At 63.7% G+C, this 26,544-nt stretch carries 23 protein-coding genes; 12 read left to right on the top strand and 11 right to left on the bottom strand.

The features are described 5' to 3' along the window. Positions 1 to 108: 108 nt before the first annotated feature. Positions 109 to 483 (bottom strand): DUF4148 domain-containing protein, encoded by a 375-nt coding sequence (locus tag G3N59_RS24625; protein ID WP_205985413.1) that lies wholly within the window; start codon positions 481 to 483, stop codon positions 109 to 111. 240 nt (positions 484 to 723) lie between these two features. Next, positions 724 to 1,728 carry a LysR family transcriptional regulator gene (locus G3N59_RS24620; protein WP_205985412.1) on the bottom strand — a complete coding sequence of 335 codons (1,005 nt, stop codon included), beginning with the start codon at positions 1,726 to 1,728 and terminating at the stop codon, positions 724 to 726. A 191-nt stretch (positions 1,729 to 1,919) separates the two neighbouring features. Here G3N59_RS24620 and G3N59_RS24615 point away from each other — a divergent pair, with 191 nt between their 5' ends. From G3N59_RS24615 to G3N59_RS24590, 6 genes are all read left to right on the top strand, one after another. Next, positions 1,920 to 2,852, top strand: coding sequence for an alpha/beta hydrolase (locus tag G3N59_RS24615; RefSeq protein ID WP_205985411.1), 933 nt, complete (start codon positions 1,920 to 1,922; stop codon positions 2,850 to 2,852). Positions 2,853 to 2,921: 69 nt separating this feature from the next. Next, positions 2,922 to 4,142, top strand: coding sequence for an efflux RND transporter periplasmic adaptor subunit (locus G3N59_RS24610; RefSeq protein WP_205985410.1), 1,221 nt, complete (start codon positions 2,922 to 2,924; stop codon positions 4,140 to 4,142). A gap of 83 nt (positions 4,143 to 4,225) precedes the next feature. After that, entirely contained in the window at positions 4,226 to 7,411 is a 3,186-nt protein-coding gene (locus G3N59_RS24605; RefSeq protein WP_205985409.1) for an efflux RND transporter permease subunit, read from the top strand. A gap of 42 nt (positions 7,412 to 7,453) precedes the next feature. Continuing rightward, positions 7,454 to 8,983, top strand: coding sequence for an efflux transporter outer membrane subunit (locus G3N59_RS24600; protein ID WP_205985427.1), 1,530 nt, complete (start codon positions 7,454 to 7,456; stop codon positions 8,981 to 8,983). 199 nt (positions 8,984 to 9,182) lie between these two features. Continuing rightward, positions 9,183 to 10,391, top strand: a complete 1,209-nt coding sequence (locus tag G3N59_RS24595; RefSeq protein WP_205985408.1) for an acyl-CoA dehydrogenase family protein — start codon at positions 9,183 to 9,185, stop codon at positions 10,389 to 10,391. A gap of 62 nt (positions 10,392 to 10,453) precedes the next feature. Further along, complete coding sequence (locus G3N59_RS24590) at positions 10,454 to 11,779, top strand: Nramp family divalent metal transporter (RefSeq protein ID WP_205985407.1); 1,326 nt, start codon at positions 10,454 to 10,456, stop codon at positions 11,777 to 11,779. Between the two features lie 136 nt (positions 11,780 to 11,915). Here G3N59_RS24590 and flhC read toward each other — a convergent pair whose 3' ends face one another. The 3 genes from flhC to G3N59_RS24575 all read right to left on the bottom strand — a co-directional run bounded on the left by flhC (position 11,916) and on the right by G3N59_RS24575 (position 14,359). Beyond that, positions 11,916 to 12,518, bottom strand: coding sequence for a flagellar transcriptional regulator FlhC (flhC, locus tag G3N59_RS24585; RefSeq protein ID WP_205985426.1), 603 nt, complete (start codon positions 12,516 to 12,518; stop codon positions 11,916 to 11,918). Positions 12,519 to 12,528: 10 nt separating this feature from the next. Beyond that, positions 12,529 to 12,849, bottom strand: coding sequence for a flagellar transcriptional regulator FlhD (gene flhD / locus G3N59_RS24580; protein WP_183732050.1), 321 nt, complete (start codon positions 12,847 to 12,849; stop codon positions 12,529 to 12,531). A 670-nt stretch (positions 12,850 to 13,519) separates the two neighbouring features. Continuing rightward, the gene (locus G3N59_RS24575; RefSeq protein WP_205985406.1) at positions 13,520 to 14,359 is read right to left on the bottom strand and encodes a helix-turn-helix domain-containing protein; all 840 of its coding nucleotides are present in this window, start codon (positions 14,357 to 14,359) and stop codon (positions 13,520 to 13,522) included. Between the two features lie 192 nt (positions 14,360 to 14,551). On the opposite strand from G3N59_RS24575, the gene G3N59_RS24570 reads away from it, so the two are divergent. From G3N59_RS24570 to G3N59_RS24560, 3 genes are all read left to right on the top strand, one after another. Further along, positions 14,552 to 14,707 carry a hypothetical protein gene (locus G3N59_RS24570; RefSeq protein ID WP_205985405.1) on the top strand — a complete coding sequence of 52 codons (156 nt, stop codon included), beginning with the start codon at positions 14,552 to 14,554 and terminating at the stop codon, positions 14,705 to 14,707. A gap of 242 nt (positions 14,708 to 14,949) precedes the next feature. Further along, the gene (locus G3N59_RS24565) at positions 14,950 to 15,381 is read left to right on the top strand and encodes a DoxX family protein (protein ID WP_205985404.1); all 432 of its coding nucleotides are present in this window, start codon (positions 14,950 to 14,952) and stop codon (positions 15,379 to 15,381) included. A gap of 70 nt (positions 15,382 to 15,451) precedes the next feature. Beyond that, a complete protein-coding gene (locus G3N59_RS24560) occupies positions 15,452 to 15,721 on the top strand; it encodes a hypothetical protein (protein WP_205985403.1) in 270 nt (89 codons plus the stop codon). A gap of 96 nt (positions 15,722 to 15,817) precedes the next feature. Here the strand turns inward: G3N59_RS24560 and G3N59_RS24555 are convergent, their stop codons facing one another. After that, entirely contained in the window at positions 15,818 to 17,314 is a 1,497-nt protein-coding gene (locus G3N59_RS24555) for an MFS transporter (RefSeq protein WP_205985402.1), read from the bottom strand. A 140-nt stretch (positions 17,315 to 17,454) separates the two neighbouring features. Further along, the gene (locus G3N59_RS24550; protein ID WP_205985401.1) at positions 17,455 to 18,756 is read right to left on the bottom strand and encodes an MFS transporter; all 1,302 of its coding nucleotides are present in this window, start codon (positions 18,754 to 18,756) and stop codon (positions 17,455 to 17,457) included. Between the two features lie 397 nt (positions 18,757 to 19,153). On the opposite strand from G3N59_RS24550, the gene G3N59_RS24545 reads away from it, so the two are divergent. Next, a complete protein-coding gene (locus G3N59_RS24545) occupies positions 19,154 to 19,870 on the top strand; it encodes a response regulator transcription factor (protein ID WP_205985400.1) in 717 nt (238 codons plus the stop codon). Between the two features lie 123 nt (positions 19,871 to 19,993). On the opposite strand, the gene G3N59_RS24540 is transcribed toward G3N59_RS24545, so the two are convergent. Beyond that, positions 19,994 to 20,206 (bottom strand): hypothetical protein, encoded by a 213-nt coding sequence (locus G3N59_RS24540; RefSeq protein WP_205985425.1) that lies wholly within the window; start codon positions 20,204 to 20,206, stop codon positions 19,994 to 19,996. Between the two features lie 297 nt (positions 20,207 to 20,503). Beyond that, positions 20,504 to 20,836: a hypothetical protein gene (locus tag G3N59_RS24535; RefSeq protein WP_205985399.1), complete on the bottom strand. Its 333-nt coding sequence runs from the start codon at positions 20,834 to 20,836 to the stop codon at positions 20,504 to 20,506. Between the two features lie 335 nt (positions 20,837 to 21,171). On the opposite strand from G3N59_RS24535, the gene G3N59_RS24530 reads away from it, so the two are divergent. Further along, entirely contained in the window at positions 21,172 to 24,405 is a 3,234-nt protein-coding gene (locus tag G3N59_RS24530; protein WP_205985398.1) for a transglycosylase domain-containing protein, read from the top strand. Between the two features lie 103 nt (positions 24,406 to 24,508). Here the strand turns inward: G3N59_RS24530 and G3N59_RS24525 are convergent, their stop codons facing one another. Both G3N59_RS24525 and G3N59_RS24520 read right to left on the bottom strand, forming a co-directional pair. Next, positions 24,509 to 25,036: a YMGG-like glycine zipper-containing protein gene (locus G3N59_RS24525; protein ID WP_205985397.1), complete on the bottom strand. Its 528-nt coding sequence runs from the start codon at positions 25,034 to 25,036 to the stop codon at positions 24,509 to 24,511. 55 nt (positions 25,037 to 25,091) lie between these two features. Further along, complete coding sequence (locus tag G3N59_RS24520; RefSeq protein WP_205985396.1) at positions 25,092 to 25,472, bottom strand: hypothetical protein; 381 nt, start codon at positions 25,470 to 25,472, stop codon at positions 25,092 to 25,094. Between the two features lie 607 nt (positions 25,473 to 26,079). Here G3N59_RS24520 and G3N59_RS24515 point away from each other — a divergent pair. Then, positions 26,080 to 26,544 carry a DUF2844 domain-containing protein gene (locus G3N59_RS24515; RefSeq protein ID WP_205985395.1) on the top strand — a complete coding sequence of 155 codons (465 nt, stop codon included), beginning with the start codon at positions 26,080 to 26,082 and terminating at the stop codon, positions 26,542 to 26,544.

The following is a 26,544-nucleotide window of genomic DNA, read 5'->3' as shown; positions in this document are numbered from 1 at the left end:
TTCAATGACGAAATGGCGTCCACACCGGCGTGGTCGCGTCCCAGTTATCGAGTTCCGAGTTTTGCGGAGACATGATTCGGCATCCTTATCGAATGGACTAATGCAAAGTTATTCGCCGGCGCGAGCCACGCGCGTCGTATCGTTGTCGCGGCTTTCCTGCAGCGCGATGCGTTGAGCCTGCGTGCGGCCAATCAGGCTTTGCTCGGGATAGCTGGTCTTGTTCAACGCGGGCAGCGTGCCGTTGCGATAAGCCTCGACGATTTCCGCCTTCACTTGAGCGCGCGTCTTCGGTGCGCTGTTGTCGTTGCTCAGAACCGGCTCGACTTGTGCCGTGGTCTGCGTGTTGGCCTGCGCCGTGGCCGCCGTCGTATCTTGCGGGCCATACGTGCCGGCGCGGCCAATACCGCCTGCAAACGCCGATGCGCTGGCAGCGAGCGTGACGATAACCGTAGCGGCGAGGGTGCTTGCGAGAGTGCGTTTCATGATCTGCTCCTTTGTGAAGGTGCCGCGAGTGCCGGGTTTCGAATCGGGCGCTGCGGCGACAGGAGCAAATGTAGGCGGATGGGCGCGCGCGATAAACGGCCCGAATACGAAAGGAATTGTCGAAAATACGGAACAATCCCTGCGCTTCAAATGACGACGCTCGCCGGCAATCTCTTGCCTGGCGAGCGTTTCAACGGGGCCGGAACCCCTGAAAAAGCAGCCGGAAACCCGCCTGAAAAATCAGGCAGCCCACTCCGTAATGACCGGCGTTTCCAGATTCGGCGCGGATTCGCGCTCTTCCAGCGTGCGCAGCGTGCAGGTTTTGTCGAGCGATGCGCGGCCCGAAAGCAGCGGGCAACGGTCGAACACTTCCGCGATCCAGTCGACGAAAACACGCACTTTCGGCGAGAGATGGCGGCTGTGCGGATAGACCGCGGAAATCGGCATCGGCAGCGGTTTGTAGTCGGGCAGCACCTCGACGAGTTCGCCCGATTTCAGATACGGCAGCACCATGTAGCGCGGCGCCTGGATCAGCCCGAAGCCTTCGATACCGCAGGTTACGTAGGCATCCGCATCGTTCACCGACACCATGCTCTTGAGCTTGACCTCGACTTCCTTGTTATCGACAAGAAAAGCCCAGTCGATCACGCGGCCCGTGCGGCTCGAAAAGTAATTCACGGCGCGATGCTCGGCCAGTTCTTCGAGCGTGGTGGGCGTGCCGCTGCGCTCCAGATACGCGGGCGCGGCGCACGAAACCCCTTCAAACAGGCCGATCCGGCGCGCCACCAGCGACGAATCCTGCAGCGCGCCCACGCGCACCACGCAATCCACGCCTTCCTGCAGCAGGTCGACGGGGCGATCGGTCAAGCCCAGTTGCAGGTCGATATCCGGGTAGCGTGTGTGGAATTCGCACAGCGAGGGAATGACGATCAGGCGTCCGATCGAACCCGGCATGTCGATGCGCAGCTTGCCATGCGGTTTGCGGTTGCGGTCCTGGAACGTCAGCTCGGTTTCTTCGACATCCGCAAGAATGCGCACGCAGCGCTCGTAGTACGCGGCGCCATCCGGCGTGAGCGAGAGGCGGCGCGTGGTGCGATGCATGAGACGCACGCCAAGGAACGCTTCGAGATTCTGGATGATCGTCGTGACCGAGGCGCGCGGCATGTCGAGCGTTTCCGCGGCGCGGGTGAAGCTGTTGGTGTCCACGACGCGGGTGAACACCTGCATGGCCTGAAGGCGGTCCATTACCACTCTCCAAAAGACATCGGACGCACGCCGCGCGGCGCCCCGCAAAAGCGAGGCCAGGGCGACTAAAGGAAACACATTGTTCAGGTGCGCCGAATTGTGTTGCCGGATTATAGGCATTTATTTGCAAGTCTGCCGAACCCACAATTCGCACCATTCGAATTTACTTTCGCGCTTTGCGCCGTTTCGATATGGATGCCTTTAAACGTTCGACCCCGTGGAATTCCGCCGATCAGGCCGCGCCTGACGTGGCTGCCGAAGTGGCGCCCGATGTTGCACCGGCGCAAGCCACGCCCGCGCGCAGACTGGCTGCGGCGCCTGCGCCGAAGGCCCGCGCCGCAGCCATCGAGGTCAGCGAAGTGACGATCGAAGGCCACGCGCAGGACATCGTATTGCGGCTTTATCGTCCGCAGGGCGCGACCAATCTGCCGGTGCTGCTCTATTTTCATGGCGGCGGTTTCGTGCGCGGCACGCTCGACGATGCGGAAAAAGCCAGCCGCTTTTTCGCAGAACGCTTACCGGCGCTGGTGGTGTCGGTGGGTTATTCGCTGGCGCCGCAGTTTCCGTTTCCGGCCGCGCCCGAAGACGCGCATCGCGCCGCGCAATGGGTGCTCACGCGGGCGCGCGCCTTTGGCGGCAGCGCTAAACGCATTGTCGCGGCGGGACACGATGCGGGCGGCCAGATCGCCAATGTGCTCGCGTTTATCGGCCGTGATCGCGGCGACGTGAAGCTCGCCGCGCAGGCCCTGTTCGCGCCGATGCTCGACCCCAGCCTCACGCGTCTGGGCGACGAAGCGCGCCTCGCTTCCGATATTTCGGCGAGCGAATGCGCGGCCTGTTATCGCGCTTATCTGCCCGAAGCCGCGCAGCGGATGCACCCTTACGCTGCACCGCTGGAGTGCACGCGTCTGGCGGGCTTGCCGCCGACGTTCATCGTCACGGCGCAAAACGACGTACTGCATATCGAAGCGGAAAAGTACGCCACGCGCCTGATCGAAGCGGGCGTACGCACCCATGTGATGCGTTACCCGAGCGTATCGCACGCGCAGATTGGCGCGCATCCCGAAGCGCTGGCCGAAGCGGTGCGCTTTTTCCGCTGCTGTTTCGAATCCGGTTCGTGTTGATGGCGAACGCCACGCACCAAAGATCGTATTCAACCAACAAAAAAATCATTCATCTTTCTGGAGCCCGGCATGTCACTTAACTCGCATTCCCGCACGCGTATCGCGCTCGCGGTCGTTGCCGTACTCGTCGTCGCGGGTCTCGGCACTCTGGGCGCGATGCGCCTGAACACGCACACGGCTGTTGCCGCCGAAGCGCCGCCCGCGCCCGAAGTGGACGTCGCAGCCGTGCTGAAGCGCAATATCACCGATTGGCAGAGCTATTCGGGCCGCCTGGCAGCCGTCGAAAAAGTCGATGTCCGACCTCAGGTCTCGGGCACGATTGTTTCGGTGAACTTCCGTGATGGCGCGCTCGTGAAGAAGGGCGACACGCTGTTCGTGATCGATCCGCGTCCGTATCAGGCAGCCGTCGATCAGGCCGCCGCGCAACTGGCCGCCGCGCAGGCGCGCACCGGCTACGCGCAAAGCGACTGGGAGCGCGCGCAACGCCTGATTGGCGATAACGCCATCGCCAAACGCGATTACGACGAGAAGCAGAACGCGTCGCGCGAGGCGAACGCGAACCTGAAGGCCGCGCAGGCCGCGCTCGAAGCCGCGCAGATCAACCTCGGCTTCACGCGCATCGTCGCGCCGGTTGCGGGTCGTGTTTCGCGCGCGGAAATCACCGTGGGCAATGTGGTATCGGCAGGTGCGAGCGCGCCGCCGCTCACGACGCTGGTGTCGGTTTCGCCGATCTACGCCGAATTCGACGCCGACGAGCAAACCTATCTCGACTACATCAGCCGCATGAAGGATGGCTCGAAGGTGCCGGTGGATCTGGGTCTTGCGAACGAAACGGGTTATTCGCGCTCGGGCACGATCGAATCGGTCGATAACCGGCTCGATACGTCGTCGGGCACGATCCGTGTGCGTGCGCGCTTCGATAACGCCGATGGCGCGCTCGTGCCGGGCCTCTACGCCCGCATCAAGGTGAGCGGCAGCGCGCCGCATCCGGCGCTGCTGGTGGACGAAGCCGCCATCGGCACCGATCAGGACAAGAAGTACGTCTACGTGGTCGATGGCACGGGCAAGGTGGCGTATCGCAATGTGCAGATCGGCGGCCAGCAGGGCAATCTGCGTGTGATTCTCGACGGCTTGCAGGCCGGCGATCATGTGGTCGTGAACGGCACGCAGCGCGTGCGTCCGGGCGCGGCCGTGCGCTCGCATATGGTGCCGATGAACGGCGACCCGGACGGCGATGCCGCTTCGGCAATGGCCACGCAATCTCCCGCAAAGGACGCAAAGGCTTCCTGACGTGTAGCGATGCGCAGATGGCGCATGGCGCCGTCTGCGCGATGCTCGCACCCAGTTAGTCATCCGAAATAAAAGAGCAACCCATGAACATATCGAAATTCTTCATCGACCGGCCGATCTTCGCGGGCGTGCTGTCCGTGCTGATCCTGCTGGCCGGGGTGATCGCACTGTTCCAGTTGCCGATCTCCGAATACCCCGAGGTCGTGCCGCCTTCGGTGGTCGTCCACGCGCAGTATCCGGGCGCGAACCCGAAAGTGATCGCCGAAGCGGTGGCCGCGCCGCTGGAAGAGCAGATCAACGGCGTCGAGAACATGCTGTACATGCAGTCGCAGGCCAATAGCGACGGCAATCTCACGCTGACCGTCACGTTCCGTCTGGGCACCGATCCCGACAAGGCCACGCAGCTGGTGCAAAACCGCGTGAATCAGGCCTTGCCGCGTCTGCCGGAGGATGTGCAGCGTCTGGGCATCACCACCATCAAAAGCTCGCCGACGCTCACGATGGTGGTTCACCTGATCTCGCCGAACAACCAGTACGACATGACGTATCTGCGCAACTACGCGCTGCTCAACGTCAAGGATCGCCTGTCCAATATTCAGGGCGTGGGCGAAGTGCAGTTGTGGGGTTCGGGCGATTACGCCATGCGCGTGTGGCTTGATCCGCAGAAGGTGGCGCAGCGCAATCTCACCGCGCAGGATGTGGTGAATGCGATTCGCGAGCAGAACGTGCAGGTGGCGGCCGGTGTGATCGGCGCATCGCCTAGCGTGCCGGGCACGCCGCTGCAACTGAACGTGAATGCGCGCGGGCGTCTGCGCACGGAAAGCGAATTCGGCGACATCATCGTCAAGACCAATCCCGATGGCGGCGTGACCTATCTGCGCGATATCGCGCGTATCGAACTGGCCGCTTCGGAATATGGCCTGCGTTCGCTGCTCGATAACAAACCGGCCGTTGCGCTCGCAATCAATCAGGCGCCGGGTGCAAATTCGCTCGCGATTTCCGAACAGGTGCGCGCGGCGATGAAGGACCTCAAGCAGGACATGCCCGCAGGCGTGGACTACAAGATCGTCTATGACCCGACGCAGTTCGTGCGCTCGAGTATCGAGGCCGTGGTGCATACGCTGCTCGAAGCGATTGCGCTGGTCGTGGTCGTGGTGATCGTGTTCCTGCAAACGTGGCGCGCGTCGATCATTCCGCTGATTGCCGTGCCGGTGTCGATTGTGGGGACGTTTTCGTTGCTGCTGGCGTTTGGTTTCTCGATCAATGCGTTGTCGCTGTTCGGCATGGTGCTGGCAATCGGCATCGTGGTGGACGATGCGATCGTGGTGGTGGAGAACGTCGAGCGCAATATCGCGAGCGGTTTATCGGCGCGAGATGCCACGTATAAGGCCATGCAGGAAGTGAGCGGGCCGATTATCGCCATTGCGCTGACGCTGGTGGCCGTGTTCGTGCCGCTTGCCTTCATGAGCGGTCTCACGGGCCAGTTCTACAAGCAGTTCGCGATGACCATCGCCATTTCGACGGTGATCTCGGCGTTCAATTCGCTCACGCTCTCGCCTGCGCTTTCCGCACTGCTGCTGCGCGGCCACGATGCGAAGGAAGACTGGCTGACGCGCGGCATGAATCGCGTGCTGGGCGGCTTTTTCAAGCGCTTCAACAAGGTGTTCCATCGCGGTTCGGAAAGCTACGGCCGCGGCGTGAATGGCGTGCTGCGCCGCAAGGGCGCGATGCTCGTGGTCTATGTGCTGCTGTTGGGCGCGACCGTGTTGATGGCGCGTATCGTGCCGGGCGGTTTCGTGCCCGCGCAGGACAAGGAGTATCTGATCGCCTTCACGCAGTTGCCGAACGGTGCCTCGCTCGATCGCACGGAAAACGTGATTCGCGAGATGAGTTCGATCGCGCTGAAGCAGCCTGGCGTGGAAAGCGCCGTGGCGTTCCCGGGTCTTTCGGTGAACGGCTTCACGAATAGTTCGAGCGCGGGCATTGTGTTCGTCACGCTCAAGCCGTTCAAGGAGCGCAAGGGCAAGGCTTTGTCCGCAGGTGCGATTGCGGGCGCGCTGAATCAGCAATACGGCGCGATCAAGGACTCGTTTATCGCCGTGTTCCCGCCGCCGCCGGTGCTCGGTCTCGGCACGCTTGGCGGTTTCAAGTTGCAGCTGGAGGATCACGGTGCGCTCGGTTATGAAGCGCTCAACCGCGCGACGCAGGACTTTGTGAAGCGCGCGTCGCAGACCAAAGAGCTGGGCCCGACGTTCTCGAACTATCAGATCAACGTGCCGCAGCTGAATGTCGATCTCGACCGCACCAAGGCCAAGCAGCTTGGCGTGCCGGTGACGGATGTGTTCGACACGATGCAGATTTACCTGGGCTCGCTGTATGTGAACGACTTCAACCGCTTCGGACGCGTCTATCAGGTGCGTGTGCAGGCCGATGCGCCGTTCCGCCAGAAGGCCGACGACATCCTGCAACTGAAGACGCGTAACGCCGCTGGCGATATGGTGCCGCTCTCGTCGCTGGTGACGGTGTCGCCCACGTACGGCCCCGAAATGGTGGTGCGTTACAACGGCTACACCGCAGCGGATATCAACGGCGGTCCCGCGCCGGGTTATTCGTCGGGTCAGGCGCAGGCCGCGGCCGAACGCATCGCGGCGGAAGTGCTGCCGCGCGGCGTGAAGTTCGAATGGACCGACCTCACGTATCAGCAGGTGCTCGCGGGCAATGCCGGCGTCTGGGTGTTCCCGATCAGCGTGCTGCTGGTGTTCCTCGTGCTGGCCGCGCTGTACGAAAGCCTGACGCTGCCGCTCGCCGTGATCCTGATCGTGCCGATGAGCGTGCTGTGTGCGCTGACCGGCGTGTGGCTCACACAGGGCGACAACAACATCTTCACGCAGATCGGCTTGATGGTGCTGGTGGGGCTGGCGTCGAAGAACGCGATTCTGATCGTGGAATTCGCCCGCGAACTGGAGCATGACGGCCATACGCCGCTGTCCGCGGCGATCGAAGCGAGCCGCCTGCGTCTGCGCCCGATTCTGATGACGTCGATCGCATTCATCATGGGTGTGGTGCCGCTCGTGCTGTCGTCGGGGGCGGGTTCGGAAATGCGCCATGCGATGGGGATTGCGGTGTTCTTCGGCATGCTGGGCGTGACCGCGTTCGGTCTGCTGCTCACGCCGGTGTTCTACGTGGTGTTGCGCACGCTTGCGGGCGGCAAGATTCACGTGGCGCAGAAGGACAACGCGCGCCATACGCCCGACACGGTGGATGCGTAAGGAAGGATGATCAAGATGACTAACTATTCATTCTCGCAAGGCATGACAAGTCCGTTGTGGCGCCGTACGCGTCTCGCGCTGGGCGTGGCGCTGTTTGCGTGGCTCGCGGCCTGCTCGGTCGAGCCCACTTACAAGGTGCCCGACGCGGGCGTGCCCGATGCGTACAAGGAAGCGCCGCAGCAGACGCAACCGGCCGGTCCGCATGACGTGGGTTCGTGGACGGCCGCGCAGCCCGCCGACGATGCCCATCGCGGCGAGTGGTGGAAGGTGTTCGGCGACCCGACGCTCGACCAGCTCGAAGAGCAGGCGCAATCGGCCAACCAGGACCTCAAGGCGGCGGCCGCGCGCGTGCAGCAGGCGCGGGCGGTTACCCAGGCGGCGCGTGCGTCGTGGTTCCCGTCGCTCGACGCGGGCTTTGGGCCGACTTACGAGCACGCTTCGCCGGCTTCGCAGTATCTGCCGCAGAACACCAGTGTGCCGACTCAAACGCTCTGGCGCGCGCAGGCCACGACAAGCTACGAAGCCGATCTGTTCGGCCGCGTGAGTTCGAACGTGAACGCCGCGCGCTCGGACGCGCAGCAAAGCGAAGCGCTGTTCCGCTCGGTGCAACTGGCCTTGCAGGCCGATGTCGCGCAGAACTACTTCCAGTTGCGCCAGTTCGATTCCGATGCCGATCTGTATCGCCGCACCGTGACGCTGCGCGCGGACGCGCTCAAGCTGGTCGAGCGCCGCTTCAAGGAAGGCGATATCAGCGAGCTGGACGTTTCGCAGGCGCGCAACGAACTGGCGAGCGCGCGCGCCGATGCCGTCGGCGTGGCGCGTCAGCGTGCGGCTTCGGAGCATAGCCTCGCGATTCTGCTGGGCAAGGCGCCGGCCGATTTCACGTTCGCGCAGTCGCCGCTCGTGCCGGTCACGGCGCGCGTGCCGGCGGGTCTGCCTTCGACGCTGCTCGAACGCCGTCCCGATATCGCCGCCGCGGAGCGCGCGATGGCCGCCGCGAACGCGCGCGTCGGTCTGGCGAAATCGGCGTTCTTTCCGAAGCTCGATATCACCGGCGCGTTCGGCTACGAGTCGACCACGCTCGGCGATCTGTTCATGTGGTCGAGCCGCGCGTTCTTCCTCGGGCCGCTCGCGGGCACGGCGCTCACGGTGCCGCTGTTCGACGGCGGCCGCCGCAAGGCCAATCTGGCCCAGGCGCGCGCGAAGTACGACGAGGATGTCGCGCAGTATCGGCAGCAGGTGCTGGTGGCGTTCCGCGAAGTCGAGGACAACCTCTCCGATCTGCGTCTGCTCGACGATCAGATCCGCGAGCAGAACGATGCCGTGAGCGCCTCGGAGCGCGCCGCGCATCTCTCGCGCACGCAGTACGAAGAGGGCGAGGTCAGCTATCTGAACGTGATCGATAGTGAACGCTCGGTGCTGGTTTCGCAGCTTCAGGCGAGCCACCTGGAAGGCTCGCAGGCGGTGGCGACCGTCAACCTGATCCGCGCGCTGGGCGGCGGCTGGGGCGACCCGAAGCCCGCTGCGCAGCCCGATGGCGCACCACCGCCCGCACCGCTCGCGTCGCGATAAACGGGCGCTGGGCGCTCCTCTGCTGGGCCCTCGCGGCTGGCTGGTATGCAAGCGCATATCGCCAGCCGCGATTTCATTTGCGGAAACGATTCGTAGCCGACCCAGGCGCGCGCCACTATCATCGGTCGATCGAAGCTGGAGCGGATGGCGCGTGCGCGCCCGGCTCCGGGCACCGCGCAACTCATTCGGGACACCTGGCATGAACGATCCACGGCCGCCGCAGACGCACCCTTCAACCGAGCCTACGAACGGCGATGCGCGTCTCGCGACGCTGATCGAGACCTTGCGCGCGAGCGCCGCGCGCCGCGATCTGGCGGGCGGTCACGCGGCCGCCGAAAAGCAGTTGATCGCCGATGCCGGGCTGCTCACGCTGGCGGTGCCGCAGGAATTTGGCGGGCGTCTGGGCGCGGACGGTTCCGGCTGGAGCGCGCCGTATCGGACCATCCGCCAGATTGCGCGGGTGGACAGCGCGCTTGCGCATCTGCTCGGCTTCGAGTTCTTGCAGATCGCGACCGTCGATCTCTGGGGCAACGCCACGCAGCGCGCGAACTGGCTGCAAGGCACGGTCGAGCATCGCTGGTGGTGGGGCAACGCGGTGAATCCGCTCGATACGCGTCTGATCGCGCAGGCCGATGGCGCGGGCGGCTGGCGTCTGCACGGCAAGAAGGGCTTTTGTTCCGGCACCACGGGCTCGCAGATGATGACCGTGAGCGGCCATGATCCGGCGAGCGGCAACCCGGTGTTCGCCGTCGTGCCGACCACGCGCGCGGGCATCACCGTGCACGACGACTGGGACCCGATCGGCCAGCGTCAGACCGATAGCGGCACGGTCTCGTTCGATGCCGTCGAGGTGCGCGCCGCCGAGGTGCTGCATCGGCCGGATACGCCGCGTGCGTCGCTGCGCACGCTGGTTTCGCAACTGGTGCTGACCAATCTGTTTGTTGGCCTCGCGGAAGGCGCGCTCGAAGAGGCGCGCGAATATGTGCTGGCCAATGGCCGTCCGTGGGTCAATTCGGGCGTGCAGCACGCCGCGGACGATCCCTATCTGCAACAGCGTTTCGGCGAGATGCGCATCAAGGCGCTGTCCGCCGCGGTGCTGGCGGATCGCGCGGCGGCGATTCTCGATCACGCCTGGCAGCAGGGCGACGCGCTTCAGGCCGCCACGCGCGCCGAAGTCTCGCTTGCCGTATCGGAGGCGAAGATCGTCGCGCATCGTGCGGCGCTGGATGCAGGCGAGCAACTGTTCGACGCCTGCGGCGCCCGCGCGACCAACGCCGCGCTCGCGCTCGACCGCTTCTGGCGCAACGCGCGCGTCCACACGCTGCATGATCCGGTCGACTATCGCGTGCGCGACGTGGGCCGTCACGCGCTCACGCGAGAACTGCCGCAGCCATCGCTGTACACTTGAGGGACCGATCGCGCACGCTATCAATTCGAGGCGCGCATTTCACCCCTTCGAGGATCGCACCGTTGGAGTTCCGCTTACCCACCACGGCGACGGCGCCGTTTTGCCCATCTGAAGTGCAAGGCAGCGTGGCGGTTTCGCCGCGCGCGCCGTTCTGGAAGAAGCTGCTGCAATTCGCGGGTCCGGGCTTGCTGATATCGATCGGCTATATGGACCCGGGCAACTGGGCCACCGATATCGAGGCCGGTTCGAAGTACGGTTACAACCTGCTGTTTGTCGTCGTGTTGTCGAGCCTCGCGGCGATGGCACTGCAATGTCTCGCGATGCGCCTGGGTATCGTCACCGGCCGCGATCTCGCCGAACTGTCGCGCACGCGTTACAGCAAACCGGTCGTGCTCGGCCAATGGGCGCTGGCCGAACTCGCGATCATCGCCTGCGATCTGGCCGAAGTGCTGGGCGGCGCGCTCGCGTTTCATCTGCTGCTGGGCTGTTCGCTGATGTGGGGCATCGTTCTCACGGCGTTCGACACGATCATCGTGCTCGGGCTCAAGGGCAAGAACTTCCGCACGCTCGAAGCGATCATGGCGGGGCTGATCGCCACTATCGGGCTGGGCTATGTGATCGAGCTGGCGCTCGTGAAGCCGCACTGGCATTCGGTGTTCGCGGGCGCGGTGCCGTCGTGGCATGCGCTTGCCGCGCAGGAACCGCTCTATCTCGCCATCGGCATTCTGGGTGCGACGGTCATGCCGCACAACCTCTACCTGCATTCGTCGATCGTGCAGACGCGCGCCGTGAAGCGCGACGAAGCCAGCATCGGCCAGGCAATCGGGCTTTCGCGCATCGATACGATCGTCTCGCTGGTGCTCGCGCTGCTGATCAACGCGGCGATTCTGATTCTGGCGGCGGCGGCCTTTCATGCGACGGGCCACACCGGCGTCACCGAGATCGAGGACGCCTACAAGCTGCTCGCGCCGATCGTCGGCAGCGGCGCGGCGGCCGTGCTGTTCGCGGTGACGCTGCTGGCTTCCGGGCAAAGCTCGACCTTTACTGGCACGGTGGCCGGGCAGGTCGTCATGGAAGGCCTCCTGCAGATGAAGATCCCGTGCTACCAGCGGCGTCTCATCACGCGCGTACTGGCGCTGATTCCGGCTTTTATCGGCGTGTGGTGGCTGGGCAACGGCGCGGTGGGCAAGCTGCTGGTCGCAAGCCAGGTCGTGCTGAGCCTGCAACTGCCGTTCGCACTCTGGCCGCTGATCCGCATGACGAACGACCGTGCGCTGATGGGCGTGTTCGTGAATCGTCTGCCGACGCGGCTGATCGCCTGGCTGCTGTTCGCCGTCATCACGGCTGCCAACCTGTGGCTGGTTTGGGCGACCTTTTTGGGCAACTAGAAGGGACTGGAAACGGGAAGGGCGATGCGACGCTAAATGCGCTTCGCCGTCCGGCACCTCTCGGGGCGCCGGACGGCTTCGCGTCTAGGTCTCTTTGCTGCTGCGTCCGGTTAACCGGATCTTGGCTCTCCTACGCTTATGCAGCCTCGGCAATGCCGTCCGATGTTTCCACCGGAAGGTCGCTCTCGGTCTGCTCTGCGCCCCGTCGCGCTGCAGCCGCCTTCTTCGTCTTGCCGGCGCGCGAAGGCGGCTGGCATGCACCACACACGACGTTATGCTGAAGGTCGTGTTTGTGCGCGACGAACTTACCGCCACATCGGCAGCAAGGCGTCATCTGCAGAATCTCCGCATCGAAAAAGCGCACCAGGGTCCACGCACGGGTGAGATCGAGCACCGGCTCGGTCCCGCTGTGGCGGCAGTGTTCCAGATACAGCCGGAACCCCTTGGTGAGCGCGTCGAGATGCGAGCAACGCGCTTCGTTCTTGAGGAACAGGTACGTGTTGTAGAACAACGAGGCGTGGATGTTGGCCAGCCACGTCATGTACCAGTCCGCCGAGAACGGCAACATACCCTTGGGCGGCGAAACGCCGCGGATCTCGCGGTACAGACGGATCATGCGGTCGCGCGAAAGCGAAAGCTCGCTCTCCAGCACCTGCATCCGTGCACCCAGCTCGATCAGCGCGATCGCGCGAAAAACTTCCTGCGCGTCTTCGGTGAGGCTGCGGCGGTTCGTAGTCATGACCCGTCCCTCAGGCGAATTGCACAGCCGGCTGACCTGCAAGCAGGATCGCCGCGTGTGTAGCCGCCACGTCGGTATGCCGGGTTGTCTGCGTCAGAGCAGTCAACATGGCATGGTCGTCGAAGCGGAAAAGACAAAGAAGCTGGTCGGAAGCGGCCAGCTTGACGATCTGTGCGAGCGACAGACCAGCAAGCAGATCAGCCAGTTCCGACGACAGTCCCAGTCGGAACATACCGACCGGCTTGTCCTCGCGCAGCATCCGCTGAGCGAGCATCAGGTACGACAAATTAATTTCGCGGATTGAATCCAGCGTCTCGCTGCTACGGTCCATTTCTCTCTTTTCCGAAGCCCCGATTAACCCCCCGGCATTCGCTGCCGTTGTAACTTTTTTGGCTCTTGTGTCGGTCCACTCATTCACGGTGGCGCCTGACTTCTTGATACAACGTGTTACAACTCGTAACACGTTGGAGCGAATTGTATGAGGACTAATCTCAGAAATCAATCCCTTCTCAAAAAAATAATGCCGCTGTTACAAATAATTTCGGTAACTTTTTCTGAGGAAAGATTGCGCTTCTGTGACAGCCGCCAGCAAAGCCTTTAGGGACGGGGTATTTAGCGGAAAACCCCATGAAATAAGGGTTTTCAAGGTGGTGTCGATGCTTGCGCAACGAGTCGGAACGGACCGCTGCGCCGGATTATGCAGATTAAACGATTCGAAAGGATTTACGTTGACAGGTAAGAAGTACTCAGTGAATAGTTAATACGTATGAGGATTAATCTGTAACTAGTGTTTCGACCCTGTGTAACTAGCTTTGTCAAGATGTGACAGACGGCCTTGGTCTGCGGCTCGTTGACGCGCTTTTTACCGTTACTGGTTTACGCGTAGATGTAAATCGCATAAATCGACGCGTCCAACGGCTTTTAATCGCGATTTGTAGCGTCGGCGCGACAAACTGGCGGGATTGAGCCTTGAGAGGCGCGGGAAGCCGTTCTGAAGGCGCTTATGGGGCCGGAGAGGCGTGGGCGCGCAGCAGGCTGGCGCTATGGAGATCGGCGGGGAAAAAAGCTTCGATCGCCAGCTCGGCAAGCGTGATATCGACGGGCGTGCCGAAAATCGTCGTGGTGCTGTAGAACGCCAGCTCGCCGAGGGCGGTTCGCACGCGCAGCGGCACGGCAATGAGATTGTGGATCGGCTCGAGATCGGCGGGCGCGGCGTCGGGCGGCGCCGGGTAGGCGGCCAGTTCGTCGTGAAGTGTAACGAGAGCGGTATCGGCGCTGGCGTCGATCTGGCGCTGCAAGCGCGCGAGCAGATGCGCGCGCCACGCGTGCCAGTTCACGATGCGCGGCGCGATGCCCGCCGGATGTAACGAAAGTCGCAGGGCGTTGATGGGCGCTTGCAGCAAGGCAGGCGACGCATCGCCGATCAGCTGCGCGAGCGCACGGTTGGTCGCGACGATATTCCAGTGCCGGTCCACCGCAAGCGCGGGGTAAGGTTCGTGACCGCGCAGCACCAGTTCGACCGCCTCGCGCGCCGCCGCCAGTTGCGGGTCGTCGAGTGTGCGTTCGCGATACAGCGGCGCATAACCGGCCGCGAGCAGCAGCGCATTGCGCTCGCGCAGCGGCACGTCCAGGCGCTCGGCCAGATGCATCACCATTTCCCGGCTCGGCAGCGCGCGGCCCGATTCCACGAAGCTCAGATGCCGCGTCGAGATTTCGGCTTCGGTCGCGAGCAGAAGCTGGCTCATGCGGCGGCGCAGACGCCACTCGCGCAGCAACTCGCCGACGCCGCGGCGGGTTTCGCCGGCACGCGGCGCGAAGCTGGAAGAGGCGAGCGTGTTCATTGGGCCGATTCTAGCGAAACGCTCAGCGTATTCCATTACCTCCGGGGTCATGTTCGCGAGGCGCTGCACGTCATAAGAAAACCGTGCAAAAGAACGCGTTCGGCGATCGCGCAAGCCACTTACGGGCCGACTTTTGATCGCCTAGAATTCAATCCTCGAACTCTGTCTGGCGGCTTGGCAAAGGAGACGGCCATGAGGGAAACGGTTGCTGCTTATCTGCTGGGTCCGGCCGTCATGGTGCTGGTCTGCGCGGTGTCGTGGGCCATTTCGCGCCGTAGCCGCGGCACGCTCGAACAGCGTGTGGCCCGGTGGCTCGATTCGCATCGCCCCATGCATCACCGGCATTGAGGAGGCCGATGGCCGGCGAGCCGGCAGAATCGGGTAAACCTGTATCGGTTGTTGCCGCAGCTATCCGCTTTCTTCAGACGGTATCAATAGATCGGATTCCGAATCAATTTCCGGCGCCGTGACGCGCAAGGCGGCCTCGGCGAGGTGGTCCACATCGTCCGTCCAATATTCACGTAATCCAGTATCCCGGGAACTGTAGGGCGCGAACACGGTCACTGCGTTATTGCATACTGGAGCCCTTCATGACACGTCCCGCAGATTCCCTCATCATCTTCATCGCCCGATTCGCGCTCGCGATACTGTTTCTCTGGGGCGGCGCCATGAAGCTTTTGGGGTACGCGGGGTTCCTCGGCTATCTGCATGCCCATGCCGTGCCTTACGCGCAGTTCGTCGCGCCCGTGGCCGTGGCGATTGAGTTGCTGGGCGGTCTCGCGGTGGTTTTTGGCGTGCGTACGCGTTTCGTGGCGTTCGTGTTGGCTATTTACGCGATCGTCACGGCGATACTCGGGCACGATTTCTGGAACGTCACCCAGGCCGCCCTGCAGCAGGATGCGGTCGTGCACTTCTGGAAAAATGTGGCGATCGCCGGCGGTTTTCTGCTGCTTGCCGTAACGGGCGCGGGACGTGCTTCCATCGATGGACTGCGTGCGCCGCGCGGCGGTTTCGGCGGTTGAAACGTCACGTTGCAGCGCAGGTCGATCGCGATTGCGGTCCTTTGAATCCACTGGAAACAGGGAGCCGGCTTTGATACAAAATTTCGAATACAACGTGGGCGGCGCGACGGGGCAGTTCTGCGCGAGTCTCGCCGATGATGGCACGCGCCGCGTGTTGATCAGCGCCGCGGATACGGCGAAGACGCTGGTGATCCTCGACGCCTCGGGTCTGCTGGGCGCACTCAAGGCGGAACTCGAGGAACCGGAGCAATTGATTGCGCACGCCATCCGCAAGGCGCAGAACGAAGGCCTGATCGAGCGCGCGCTGAGCACGGGCGCGATTCAGGAGGCGTCGCTTTAGGCTTGTTTCGAGGCGTGTACAAATCGCATGGTGTTTGCGTAAAAAAGGCCGCGTTTTGCGCGGCCTTTTCGTTTTGATGTGTCGTTTGCAATCGTCTCAACGCGACGCCTTCATGCGCGGCGATCCGGCCGATGCCGATGCCGGCGCGGGATGTGCGGGATGCGCGGTATCCGCGCGCATGGTCCATGCGAGCCACGCGGCCAGCAACAGGATGGCGGCGGAAATCGCGGCATCGGCGTGCAGGCCGTTGGCGACTTCGCCCGCCAGACCGCCGCCCGTGAGCGCGCCGAACGCCGCCACGCCCACCGCGCCGCCGGCCTGACGCGCCGTGTTGAGCAGCGCCGAAGCCGTGCCCGCACGCGCCGGTTCGACCGAACTGAGCACGGTCGTCGTCATGGCCGGAACCGCGAGACCCATGCCGCTCGGGATCAGCAGAAAGGCTGCGAGCAACGCGATCAGCGGCGTGCCCGCATCGACGGGAATCAGCAACGCGTAACCCAGCCCCGCCACCAGCGCGCCGCCGATCATCGGCAGGCGTGTGCCGAAACGCGAAACCACGTGACCGCTCGCAATATTCGAGAGCAGAAAGCCGCCCGTGAGCGGGATGAAGGTGAGCCCGGCCTGCAGCGGCGTCTGTCCGCGCGTGTGCTGGAGAAACAGGGCCAGCACGAATACGGTGCCGTAATAGGTCAGGTTCACGCAGACGCCGAACAGCACCGCCGCGCTAAACGTGCGATTGCGCAGCATCGCGAGCGGCACCATCGGATCGGCTGCGCGCGCTTCGAGCGCGACGAAGGCCATGCCCGCGAGCACGGCCAGCAGCAGGCCGCCCCAGATGGCCCAATGCGTGAAGCCGAGCGGCCGCCATTCGATCACCGCCCCCGTGAACGCCGTCAGCGCGACGATGGCGAGCAACTGGCCGCGCACGTCGAGGCTGCGCGGGCGCTGGGGAACGGCGGCGGGTGTATCGGCGTGGCGAGGTCTGGCGGGAATCCACGCGAGCGTCGCGGCCAGTCCCGCCGCACACAGCGGCAGATTCACCAGAAAGATGCTGCGCCAGCCGAACGCGGCAATCAGCAAACCTCCGGCAACCGGCCCGGCGGCGATCGAAATCGCGCCTGCGGCGGTCCAGAAGCCAACGGCGCGGGCGCGCAGCGAGCGTTCGTGGCGGCAGGCTTCGTTGAGCAGCGCGAGCGAGTTCGGCAGCATGGCCGCGGCGCCGGCGCCTTGCAGCGCGCGTGCGGCGATCAGCAGGGCGGGATTCGCCGCGAGGCCACACGCCAGCGAGGCGAGCGCGAACACCACGAGGCCCACCGCGTACATGCGGCGCGCGCCGTAGCGGTCGCCGAGCACGCCGCCCGACAGCATCAGCACCGCGAAGGCGAGCGTATAGGCATCGACGATCCATTGAAGCCGGGCGACGTTGGCGTGCAGATCGGTGGCGATGCGCGCGAGCGCGATGTTGACGATGGTGACGTCGAGTTGCGTCACGACAAAGCCCACGCTGACGGTGCCTACGACGCGCATCAGCGCGGGCGTAAAGCGAACGGGCGGCGTGGGCGCGGCGGGCGGAGTGGTCTGTGCGGGTTTCATGCGTCTAATGTTAGGACGCAGGCCGCCGCGACGTTTCAGGCTGAGGCGAAAGGTGGAAGCCACCTTCGCCGCAAAGAAAAACGGCGCCGGATCATGTTCCGGCGCCGTCTTTATGGCCGATGCGGAAACCGCCGCGCGGCTCAGCCTTCGCGAACCGGGTCCTTGAAGAACAGGGTGGTCAGCGCGCCGAGCACGCAGATCGCCGCCACGTAATACGTGGGCGCAAGCGGCGCCGATTTCATCATCAGCGCGACGACGATCGGCGTGAGGCCGCCGAACAGCGCGTAGGCGACGTTGTAGGAAAACGAGATGCCCGAGAAGCGCACCACCGGCGGGAACGCGTTGACCAGCACGAACGGCACCGCGCCGATGGTGCCGACCAGCAGGCCCGCGATGGCATAAAGCGGCATCAGCAGCGAGCTGTCGACGGCCACCTGGCGGAACAGCGTGTAATACGAGATCGCCAGCGCAATGCCGCAGATCGACAGCACGCGGCGCGCGCCGAAGCGGTCGGCGAGCGCGCCCGCGCTGACACAGCCCACGGTCAGAAAGACGGTCGCGACGCAGTTGGCCAACAGCGAGGTGGTGGCGTCGAGGTGGAACTGCTTCTGCAGCAACGGCGGCGTCATCAGAATCACGACGACGATGGCGGCCGACAGCATCCACGTCAGCAGCATCGAGACGATGACGGCGCGGCCATGGTCGCGCAGCACGGCCTTGAGCGGGATTTCATCGGCGAGCGACTTGCGCGCCTGCATTTCGGCGAAAACCGGCGTTTCGTGCAGCCATTGGCGCAAATACACCGAAAACAGGCCAAAAACACCACCAATCAGGAACGGAATGCGCCATGCATACGAAGCGATTTCGGTCGGCGCGAAATGGTGATTGACCGCTGCGGCGATCAGCGAGCCGAGCAGAATGCCGAAGGTCAGGCCCGCCGTGAGCGTGCCGCAGGCATAGCCGGTATGGCGGCGCGGCACGTGTTCGGAGACGAACACCCACGCGCCCGGCACCTCGCCGCCGACAGCCGCGCCCTGCAGCACGCGCAGCGTCAGCAACAGCACGGGTGCGAATGCGCCGATCGTCGCGTAGGTGGGCAGGCAGCCCATCGCGAGCGTGGGCAGCGCCATCAGCAGCACGGAGAGCGTGAACATGCGCTTGCGCCCGAGCAGATCGCCGAAGTGCGCCATGACGATGCCGCCGAGCGGCCGCGCCAGATAACCCGCGGCGAAGATGCCGAAGGTCTGCAACTGACGCAGCCAGTCGGGAATCGCCGCCGGGAAGAACAGCTGGCCGATCGCCGGGGCGAAGAACACGAAGATGATGAAGTCGTAGAACTCGAGCGCGCCGCCGAGTGCGGCGAGGCCGAGCGTCTTGTAGTCGCTGCGCGTGAGCGCGCGCGCCGGGGTGCTCGCGGGAGCGCCCAGATCCGTTGCCTGCATTTGCGAAATGTCCGAATACCGTGGTGGTTGTTATCGATGTCGATGTGCTGGTGATTCGCTTGCGACTGGCTGTCGAGTGGCGGCGCGCCGATTCACGCGCGGATGGCGCGTCGGGCGGCGGCGTTCGGAAGGCGGGCGCGGGTGGGCACGGGATACGGCGCGCGCGGGGCCGGGTAGGCCTGGAGGGGCGCGCGTCGACGACTTCTAGCCAGGCGGCGATTTTACAGTAAGCCAACGATGCGTCCGGCATCGCCCCGGAGCGGGCAGTGACGGCGTCAGGCTGACGTATCGGCAGGAATTTGATGCGCGTCCCTGTAATTCAGACTCTTCTTATGTGCGGCCTTTGCACTTCTCAACAAAATTGCAGCCGCTTTGTCTGAACATGAGAGAGGTTTTTATGCGTATCGCGATTCTCCAGCGCGACGCCATCCAGCGCGGCCAGATCGAACGCGCACTTGCCCAGTCGGGCCACGCGTGCATGCCGTTCAGCGACGGCGTGCTGCTTGCCAGGGCGCTGGCTGCATCTACCGTCGACATGCTCGTGCTCGACTGGCAGGGCACGCGGTTCTCGGGCGCCGATCTGTTGAAGACCGTGCGCGCCGTGAACGGCAGCCAGATTCCGGTGCTGTTTGCCTCCGAAGACGCCTCGGACGACAGCGTGGTGCGCGCGTTCTCCGTCGGCGCGGACGACTACGTCAGCCTGCCGGTCTGTTCCTCGGTGCTGCGCGCGCGCGTGAATGCGCTGCTGCGCCGCGCGTTTCCCGAACGCTACGACATGCCGATGCTCGACGCCGGCCCGTATCACTTCGATATGCGCCGCCAGATCGTGACGGTGCATGGCAATGCCGTGGAACTGTCGGGCACGCAGTATCGGCTCGCTTCGCTGTTTTTCTCGAACGTCGGCCGGGTGCTGTCGCGCGATCATATTTATGCGATGGTCTGGGGCCGCGAGTTGCACACGCTCACGCGCACGATCGACAGCCATGTTTCGCGGCTGCGCGTGCTGCTCGACATCGAAGAGCACAACGGTTTTCGCCTGCAGCCGGTTTATAAGAGCGGCTATCGTCTGCTGCGTCTGCAGGACGAGGCGCCGTTCCAGCGCGCGGCGGCCTGAGCGCGGCAAACGCCCACCACGCGTCCACCACGCGCCCACAAAAAAGCGGCGGCACGCCTTTGCGTGCCGCCGCTTTTGCTATTCGTGCCGCGCGCGAGTGAGCCGCGCGTGCTTTGACCTACATCAACGTGCGAGGCCGAGCCCTTGCAGGACTGCATTGCCTTCGGACGTGAGGCGAATCTGCGTGGCGCCTGCCGCGACGTCGCCGGGCACCTGCTCGACGAGACCCGCTTCCTGAAGCGAGGAAATTTCCGGCTTCGCGTGTGCGTCGATGGGAGCGTGCAACAGCACCAGCAGTGTGGCCAGCTCGTGATGGCTCAGCAGGCGGCGCAGCATCGTCTTCCTGACGGGTTTAGCCGGTTTGGCGCCCTGCTCATTGCTTGCTGCTTTTGCTGCTGATTGCTTCGAACCTGTCCAGTACACGGGCACCTCCTGCTGCGTTTCTTTATGGGTGACGCGATGATGCGGACGAAGACTTAAACGATTCTTAAAACGCGGCCGCGAAAATGTGTCGTCGTACTACATGGCGTTACGTCACGTAAGCCGATGTAAGTGCGCTTGCGCCAACGCGTGATCCGCATGGCGCAAAGTCTTGATTACAGAAGAAAAACGAAAGGCAAACGCGGGCGTGAATCAGGGTGCGCAGGTCTTGCTCGCGCCTTCGATCCACAGGTTCGCGGCGTGACGCTTGCCGGCATAGAAGCGGTAAGTGGTCGTGCCGTTATCCGCACGCACCTTGATGACATTCGAGTCGCCGAAGTCGAGCATTTCGCCCTGCGGCAGCGAGGTGGTGCCGAAGCTCGAGTTGTGCCGCGTGGCTTCCACCGTCAGGCACGAGATCACGTCGCGAACCGAACGGTTGGTCGTGGAATCGATAACGGGCTGACCGGAATCCGGGTTGCTCTGGAACCAGGCGCAGGCGCCGAGCGTGAGCGAAAAGGCGAGGGGCACGACAAGCTTCTTCATATTGCTCCTGATGCGTGGGCCCAATGTGGACCGTTTGGGCCTCGGGTCATGAACCCTCATGAACCCATTGGCGGCCCGGAGGGACCGAAGATTATATCGGCAGCACGTTGCGTGCCGCGTGGGTTCGCGCACGTTGGCGAGGCGATAAAAGCGGCCTGGCGGCGCAGGACAGGCGCATGGCGGATGCGTGATGAATATGGCGGGCACGGGTGTTGCGGGCATGCGACTGTTGCGCTGAAGGCGCTTCACGAGCGCACACAAGAATGATCCAGGCAAGATAGACTATCTTTCAGAGGTGTACTCCGCGATCTGACGCGACGTCAGGGAGAATAACCATGAGCCGCCCGTCGGTCCGTTTTCCTGTTCGCGCCACCGGTGCCGGTTCGATCTGGCGGTGGATTAAATGGGGCTTCGTCGTCGCGTTTCTGGCCGCCATCGTCATATTGGCGCGCATCGTCCAGATCGAGATCGACACCTCACGGTTACAGGCGCGTTATCTCTCCGAACTCACCCGCGATATCGGCTTCACAGTCGAAAACGGGCCGAGTCACAACGTACGCTTTCCTACCACCAGCGGTCCTTACGACGTGCGCCTGGGTTATGCGCAGATGCCGTCGTTCACCGACCGGCTCGCGCAACGCGGCTTCACAGTCGCTGCTCAGGCCCGTGAATCAGAACGCATGATCCAGCTGGCCGACGATGGCCTTTTCCTTCCCTACGAGGAAAAGGATCAGGCCGGCATCGTGCTGCGCGACTCCAGCGGCTCCACGCTGTTTCATACGCGTTACCCGCAGCGCGCCTACGAGAACTTCGAAGCCGTGCCGCCGCTCGTGCGCGACTCGCTGCTGTTTATCGAAGATAAGTATCTGCTTGCCGCCGATCAACCGAACCGCAATCCGGCCATCGACTGGGGACGTTTTAGCCGCGCGCTCGTCGATCAGGGCGTGCGCGTGTTCAACCGTCATCAGCAAACACCCGGCGGCAGCACGCTGGCCACGCAGATCGAGAAGTTCCGCCATTCGGCTGGTGGACGCACCGCTACGCCGCCGGAGAAGCTGCGGCAGATCGCATCGGCTTCCGTGCGCGCGTATCTGGACGGTCCGCAGACCCTGCCCGCGCGCCAGCAGATTCTGGTGCACTACCTGAATTCCGTGCCGCTTTCGGCGAAGGCGGGGATTGGCGAAGTCAGCGGGATTGGCGACGGTCTCGCGGCCTGGTACGGGCGCGACTTCCGCGATGTGAACCGCATTCTGCGCGCGCCGGTGTCGAGTTCGACGCTCGACGAACAGGCGCTGGCGTTCCGCCAGGTGCTTTCGCTGCTGATCGCGCAACGCGCGCCTTCGTATTTCCTGCAAAAGAATAACGACGCGCTCGCCAAACTGACCGACAGTTATCTGCGCCTGCTGGCCTCCGGCGGCGTGATCTCGCCCGCGTTGCGCGACGCCGCGCTCGCCACGCAGCTTTCGCTCGATCGCTCGAAGCCCGCGCCGCGTCCTGCCGTTTCGTACGTGGACCGCAAGGCGGTGCTCACGCTGCGCACGCAGTTGATGCAGGCGCTCGGTCTGAATACGCTCTACGATCTCGATCGTCTCGACCTGAGCGCCACCGCCACGCTCGACGATTCCGTGCAGCAGGCCGTGAGCCAGCGTCTCGCCGATGCCGCCACCAAAGACGGCGCGCGCGAAGCGGGCCTGGTGGGCTTCGAGATGCTGCGTCCTTCCGACGATCCCTCGAAGATCGCCTATAGCTTCACGCTGTTCGAGCGCCATAACGGCGAAAATCTCGTGCGCGTGCAGACCGACAGCGTGAACCAGCCCTTCGACATCAATTCGGGCGCGCGCCTGAATCTGGGTTCGACGGCGAAGCTGCGCACCATCATCACGTATCTGCAGATCGTGACCGCGCTGCACGACAAGTACGCGAACGAAGATGCGAAAACGCTGCGCGCGATGCTGCCGCAAGTCGATCCGAGCGATGCGCTCACGCGCTGGGCCATCGATTATCTGTCGAAGACGCAGGATCGTTCGATCGATGCGATGCTCGAAGAAGCGGTGCAGCGCAAGTATTCCGCGAACCCCGGCGAAACGTTCTATACGGGCGGCGGCGCGCAAAGCTTCAACAATTTCGAGTCGAGCGACAACGGCCAGATTCTCACGCTGCAGCGCGCGTTCCAGCATTCGGTGAATCTCGTGTTCGTGCGCCTGATGCGCGACATCGTTCACTACGAGATGATCCAGACTTCCGGGCCGCCTTCGACGTGGCTCGAAGATCCGGTGGTGCGCAACCGTTATCTCACGCAGTTCGTCGATGGCGAAAGCCAGGTCTATATGAAGCGCTTCTATACGCGCTATCAAGGCAAGACCAGCGACGAAGCGCTCGCCCTGTTGCTGCAACATACGCGCAAGGGTCCGGCGCGCATCGCGACCGTGCTGCGCAGCGTGAACCCGGACGGCAAGCCCGACTGGTTCAATGCGCAGATGCGCGCGCAGTTGAAGAACACCAAATTCCAGTGGCTCGACGACGCCGATCTGGCGAAGTACTACGACAAGTACGCGATCGACAAATTCAACCTCAACGATCGCGGTTATATCTCGGGTATTCATCCGCTCGAACTGTGGCTGCTCAACTATCAGCACACGCACCCGGATGCGACGCTCGCGCAGGTTCAGCAGCAAAGCCGCGATGTCCGCCTCTACACTTACAAGTGGCTCTTCAAGACGCGCTATCACGCGACTCAGGACCGTCGCATCCGCCGGATGGTCGAATTGCAGGCGTATGCCGCAATCGGCAAATCGTGGCGCGCGCTGGGCTATCCGTTCGACAACATCACGCCGTCGTACGGCGCGGCGATTGGCGCTTCGGGCGATCGTCCCGCTGCGCTGGCCTATCTGATCGGCCTCGTTTCCAACGATGGCGCCAAGCTGCCGACGCATAGCTTCGAATCGCTCGACTTCGCGCGCGGCACGCCGTACGAAACGCGCTTCGTGCATACGGCCACGCCGCCGCAACCGCTGATCTCGCCGCAGATCGCCAAGGTGACGCGCGAGTTGTTGAGTTCGGTGGTGGAGGGCGGCACGGCCAAACGTCTCGCCGACGGCATGCCGATGCCCGACGGCAAGATGCTGCCCGTCTACGGCAAGACGGGGACGGGCGACCAGCGCTTCAACGTCTACGCGCCGGGCGCGCGCCTGATCGAATCGCGCAAGGTGAATCGCAGCGCGACCTTCGTGTTCGTGATCGGCGACCGCTTTTACGGCACGCTGACCGCGTGGGTGCACGAGCCGTATGCGGCGCGTTATACGTTCACGAGCGCGCTATCGGTGCAACTGCTGAAGTCGATGGCGCCCGTGCTGCAGCCGCTGCTGGAAGAGAAGGTCACGGCGGACGGCAAACTCAAGGCGGGCGCGAAGCCGCCGCAAGTGACGCTGATCGACACGGAAACGGGCGCGATGCAGCAGGTCAGCTGGACGCAACTGGCGCATGCAGCGAGCCCCGCCGGCTGGAGCAGCACGGTGCCGGGATTTTATTCGGATGCCGAAACGTCGATGAAGGTATCGATGGGCAAATGAAGCGGCGCGCGTCGCCATCGATCAATAGTGAATCGATGAAAAAGGCCTGAACGCCGTGTAGCGTTCAGGCCTTTTGTCTTGCTACGTGCGCGCAGTATTGCGCTTAGTACGAACCGGCGGGCGGCGGCGGTGCCGATCCCGGCGGAGGCGGCGGCAGATAACGCTGCTGCTGCGGCGCGCTCTGATAAGGCTGTGACGTCTGCATGCGACCCGCGACCGGAATGCGGTTGCCGTTCGCGTACATGCATTGCAGATACGCGTAGTCGTAACGGCGCTGCACGTCATACGCCGAGCCCTGCGCGTTACCCATGCCGATGGCGCTGCCGGCCAGCAGGCCCGCGCCCGCGCCGACGGCCGCTCCCTGGCCGCCGCCGAACGCCGCGCCCGCCGCCGCGCCCAGCGCCGTGCCGACCACGGCGCTGCCGACTGCGGAGTTGGTTGCCGCCTGGTTGGTGCTCACGCCGCCCGTTTGCTGGAAGGCGAACTGGCGGCAGTTGTAATCGTCGTTGCGGAACTGGTCGAAGGTCTTGCCGGTGCCCGGCAAGGCCATCACGCTCGGTCCCGAGGGCACCACGGCGCAAGCGCTCAGCAGGCCCGCTGCGGCGAGCAGCGCGAAGTAAGTCGGTTTCATGTGCGGCTCTATATCGTGAAACGAGTTCGTCAAATGAGCGTCAATCAGCTTCGAATCAGTTCGAAGGCGCCGGTTCGGCCGGCACCGCGCGCCAGCCCGACGAGCACTGCTTGACGTACGGGTAATAGGTTTTGGAGGCGTCGCAGTAGTACCAGGTGTCGCCGTTTTCGCTGCTGCCAGCGGCATCGGCCGGGCCTTGCGCGTAGTTGCCGGCGGCCGCTTGCGGCTGGCCCTGCTCGACGTAATCCGGCGCTTCGGGCGGCGGCGCGACGATCACGGGCGGCGGCGGGCCCCAGTAGTAAGGCGCGGGCGCGACCGGGTAGTAATACGGCATGCCGCCGCCGATGAAGACGCCAACCCGCGCTGCATGCGCCGCGCCGCTTGCGCAGGCGATGGCTGCCACGGCGGCGCCCAATATCAATTTCGACCTTCTCACAACGTTCTCCAGAACGGATGGTTCGGGCAGTCCTGCTGACGGGACGATGTCCCGCACGGTTGTGCCCCTACATCATCAAACGCTAAGTCATCGTAGGGCTCAAGGCAATTACGCGAGTTGCGCTGTTTTTTCGAGTTGTTACAGCGGAAAGGGTAGGTTTCCCGCCAGTGTGTCAGTAACGTGCTGAACGGCGCGCAAGCTGCGGCTTCGTGGTGCGATCTGGCGGCTTCGCGCGTCAGGATGCGGTGCAAAGTCATGTCGCATCGGCGCTGTCTTGTAATATTTAGACATCGTGCTGTCTCTACGACGACTCCGAATCTGGTTGTTTTCTAGCGGTGCAAGAGCAGCCGGTCAGCTTTTCTCTGTTTTGCGGCCTTAACGATGGCTGGCGGCTCCCTCCTTTGCGCGTTACCTCATCATCGCGTCTTATTTCAAAAGGCTTTCAGGATGTCGCGTGCGCGGCCGCATGCCGCCTCCAGAAATTCAAAATGTCATTTCGAATTAACACGCGCGTGACGTTCGCTGACGCCGCTTAGACTCGCCCGACGCTTCACAGGAAGCGCATATCGATCTCATCAATTTCCCGAAAATTACTAAGGACTACAACATGAAGGGGATTCTGATAGCGGGTGCGGCGGCGGTACTAGGATTTTCCGCCTTGCCGGTCTGGGCAGCATTGGGCGGCGCGCCCAGTTGGCCGGATGCACCGCGCACGCCCGGCACACGCCTCATGGCGGCAGCGAACAACGCCGCACCCTACACCGTCACCACGGCGACGCAGGAAAGTGGAACGGTGATTCACGAATATCTCGACGCGCGCGGCAATGTGTTCGCGGTGTCGTGGCGCGGTCCGCGCATCGGCTCGATGGACGTGCTGCTGGGCGGCTATTTCCCGGCGTGGCAGAAAGGGCTCGCGGCCGTGCAGGCTTCGCGCGGCGGCGGCTATGGACCGGTTGCGATGCGCAACGGCGATCTGGTCGTCGAAACGGGCGGACATATGGGCGCGCTGACCGGGCGCGCCTGGTTGCCGCTGGCGTTGCCGCAAGGCTTCGACGCCAGCCAGATTCAGTAA

The organism is Paraburkholderia sp. Ac-20340, from assembly GCF_017104965.1.
In the GTDB taxonomy this organism is placed as follows: Bacteria; Pseudomonadota; Gammaproteobacteria; order Burkholderiales; family Burkholderiaceae; genus Paraburkholderia.
Note: the sequence above shows the minus strand (reverse complement) of the source record. Positions and strands in the feature narration are given on the sequence as shown.

Excerpts from the sequence above, each read along its gene's own strand:
- G3N59_RS24595 (WP_205985408.1), top strand. The coding sequence starts at position 9,183 with ATGAACGATCCACGGCCGCCGCAGACGCACCCTTCAACCGAGCCTACG.
- flhC (WP_205985426.1), bottom strand. The coding sequence starts at position 12,518 with ATGACTACGAACCGCCGCAGCCTCACCGAAGACGCGCAGGAAGTTTTT.
- G3N59_RS24615 (WP_205985411.1), top strand. The coding sequence starts at position 1,920 with ATGGATGCCTTTAAACGTTCGACCCCGTGGAATTCCGCCGATCAGGCC.
- G3N59_RS24545 (WP_205985400.1), top strand. The coding sequence starts at position 19,154 with ATGCGTATCGCGATTCTCCAGCGCGACGCCATCCAGCGCGGCCAGATC.
- G3N59_RS24535 (WP_205985399.1), bottom strand. The coding sequence starts at position 20,836 with ATGAAGAAGCTTGTCGTGCCCCTCGCCTTTTCGCTCACGCTCGGCGCC.
- G3N59_RS24530 (WP_205985398.1), top strand. The coding sequence starts at position 21,172 with ATGAGCCGCCCGTCGGTCCGTTTTCCTGTTCGCGCCACCGGTGCCGGT.
- flhD (WP_183732050.1), bottom strand. The coding sequence starts at position 12,849 with ATGGACCGTAGCAGCGAGACGCTGGATTCAATCCGCGAAATTAATTTG.
- G3N59_RS24575 (WP_205985406.1), bottom strand. The coding sequence starts at position 14,359 with ATGAACACGCTCGCCTCTTCCAGCTTCGCGCCGCGTGCCGGCGAAACC.
- G3N59_RS24620 (WP_205985412.1), bottom strand. The coding sequence starts at position 1,728 with ATGGACCGCCTTCAGGCCATGCAGGTGTTCACCCGCGTCGTGGACACC.
- G3N59_RS24600 (WP_205985427.1), top strand. The coding sequence starts at position 7,454 with ATGACAAGTCCGTTGTGGCGCCGTACGCGTCTCGCGCTGGGCGTGGCG.
- G3N59_RS24570 (WP_205985405.1), top strand. The coding sequence starts at position 14,552 with ATGAGGGAAACGGTTGCTGCTTATCTGCTGGGTCCGGCCGTCATGGTG.
- G3N59_RS24605 (WP_205985409.1), top strand. The coding sequence starts at position 4,226 with ATGAACATATCGAAATTCTTCATCGACCGGCCGATCTTCGCGGGCGTG.
- G3N59_RS24610 (WP_205985410.1), top strand. The coding sequence starts at position 2,922 with ATGTCACTTAACTCGCATTCCCGCACGCGTATCGCGCTCGCGGTCGTT.
- G3N59_RS24555 (WP_205985402.1), bottom strand. The coding sequence starts at position 17,314 with ATGAAACCCGCACAGACCACTCCGCCCGCCGCGCCCACGCCGCCCGTT.
- G3N59_RS24540 (WP_205985425.1), bottom strand. The coding sequence starts at position 20,206 with ATGCTGCGCCGCCTGCTGAGCCATCACGAGCTGGCCACACTGCTGGTG.
- G3N59_RS24515 (WP_205985395.1), top strand. The coding sequence starts at position 26,080 with ATGAAGGGGATTCTGATAGCGGGTGCGGCGGCGGTACTAGGATTTTCC.
- G3N59_RS24550 (WP_205985401.1), bottom strand. The coding sequence starts at position 18,756 with ATGCAGGCAACGGATCTGGGCGCTCCCGCGAGCACCCCGGCGCGCGCG.
- G3N59_RS24565 (WP_205985404.1), top strand. The coding sequence starts at position 14,950 with ATGACACGTCCCGCAGATTCCCTCATCATCTTCATCGCCCGATTCGCG.
- G3N59_RS24525 (WP_205985397.1), bottom strand. The coding sequence starts at position 25,036 with ATGAAACCGACTTACTTCGCGCTGCTCGCCGCAGCGGGCCTGCTGAGC.
- G3N59_RS24625 (WP_205985413.1), bottom strand. The coding sequence starts at position 483 with ATGAAACGCACTCTCGCAAGCACCCTCGCCGCTACGGTTATCGTCACG.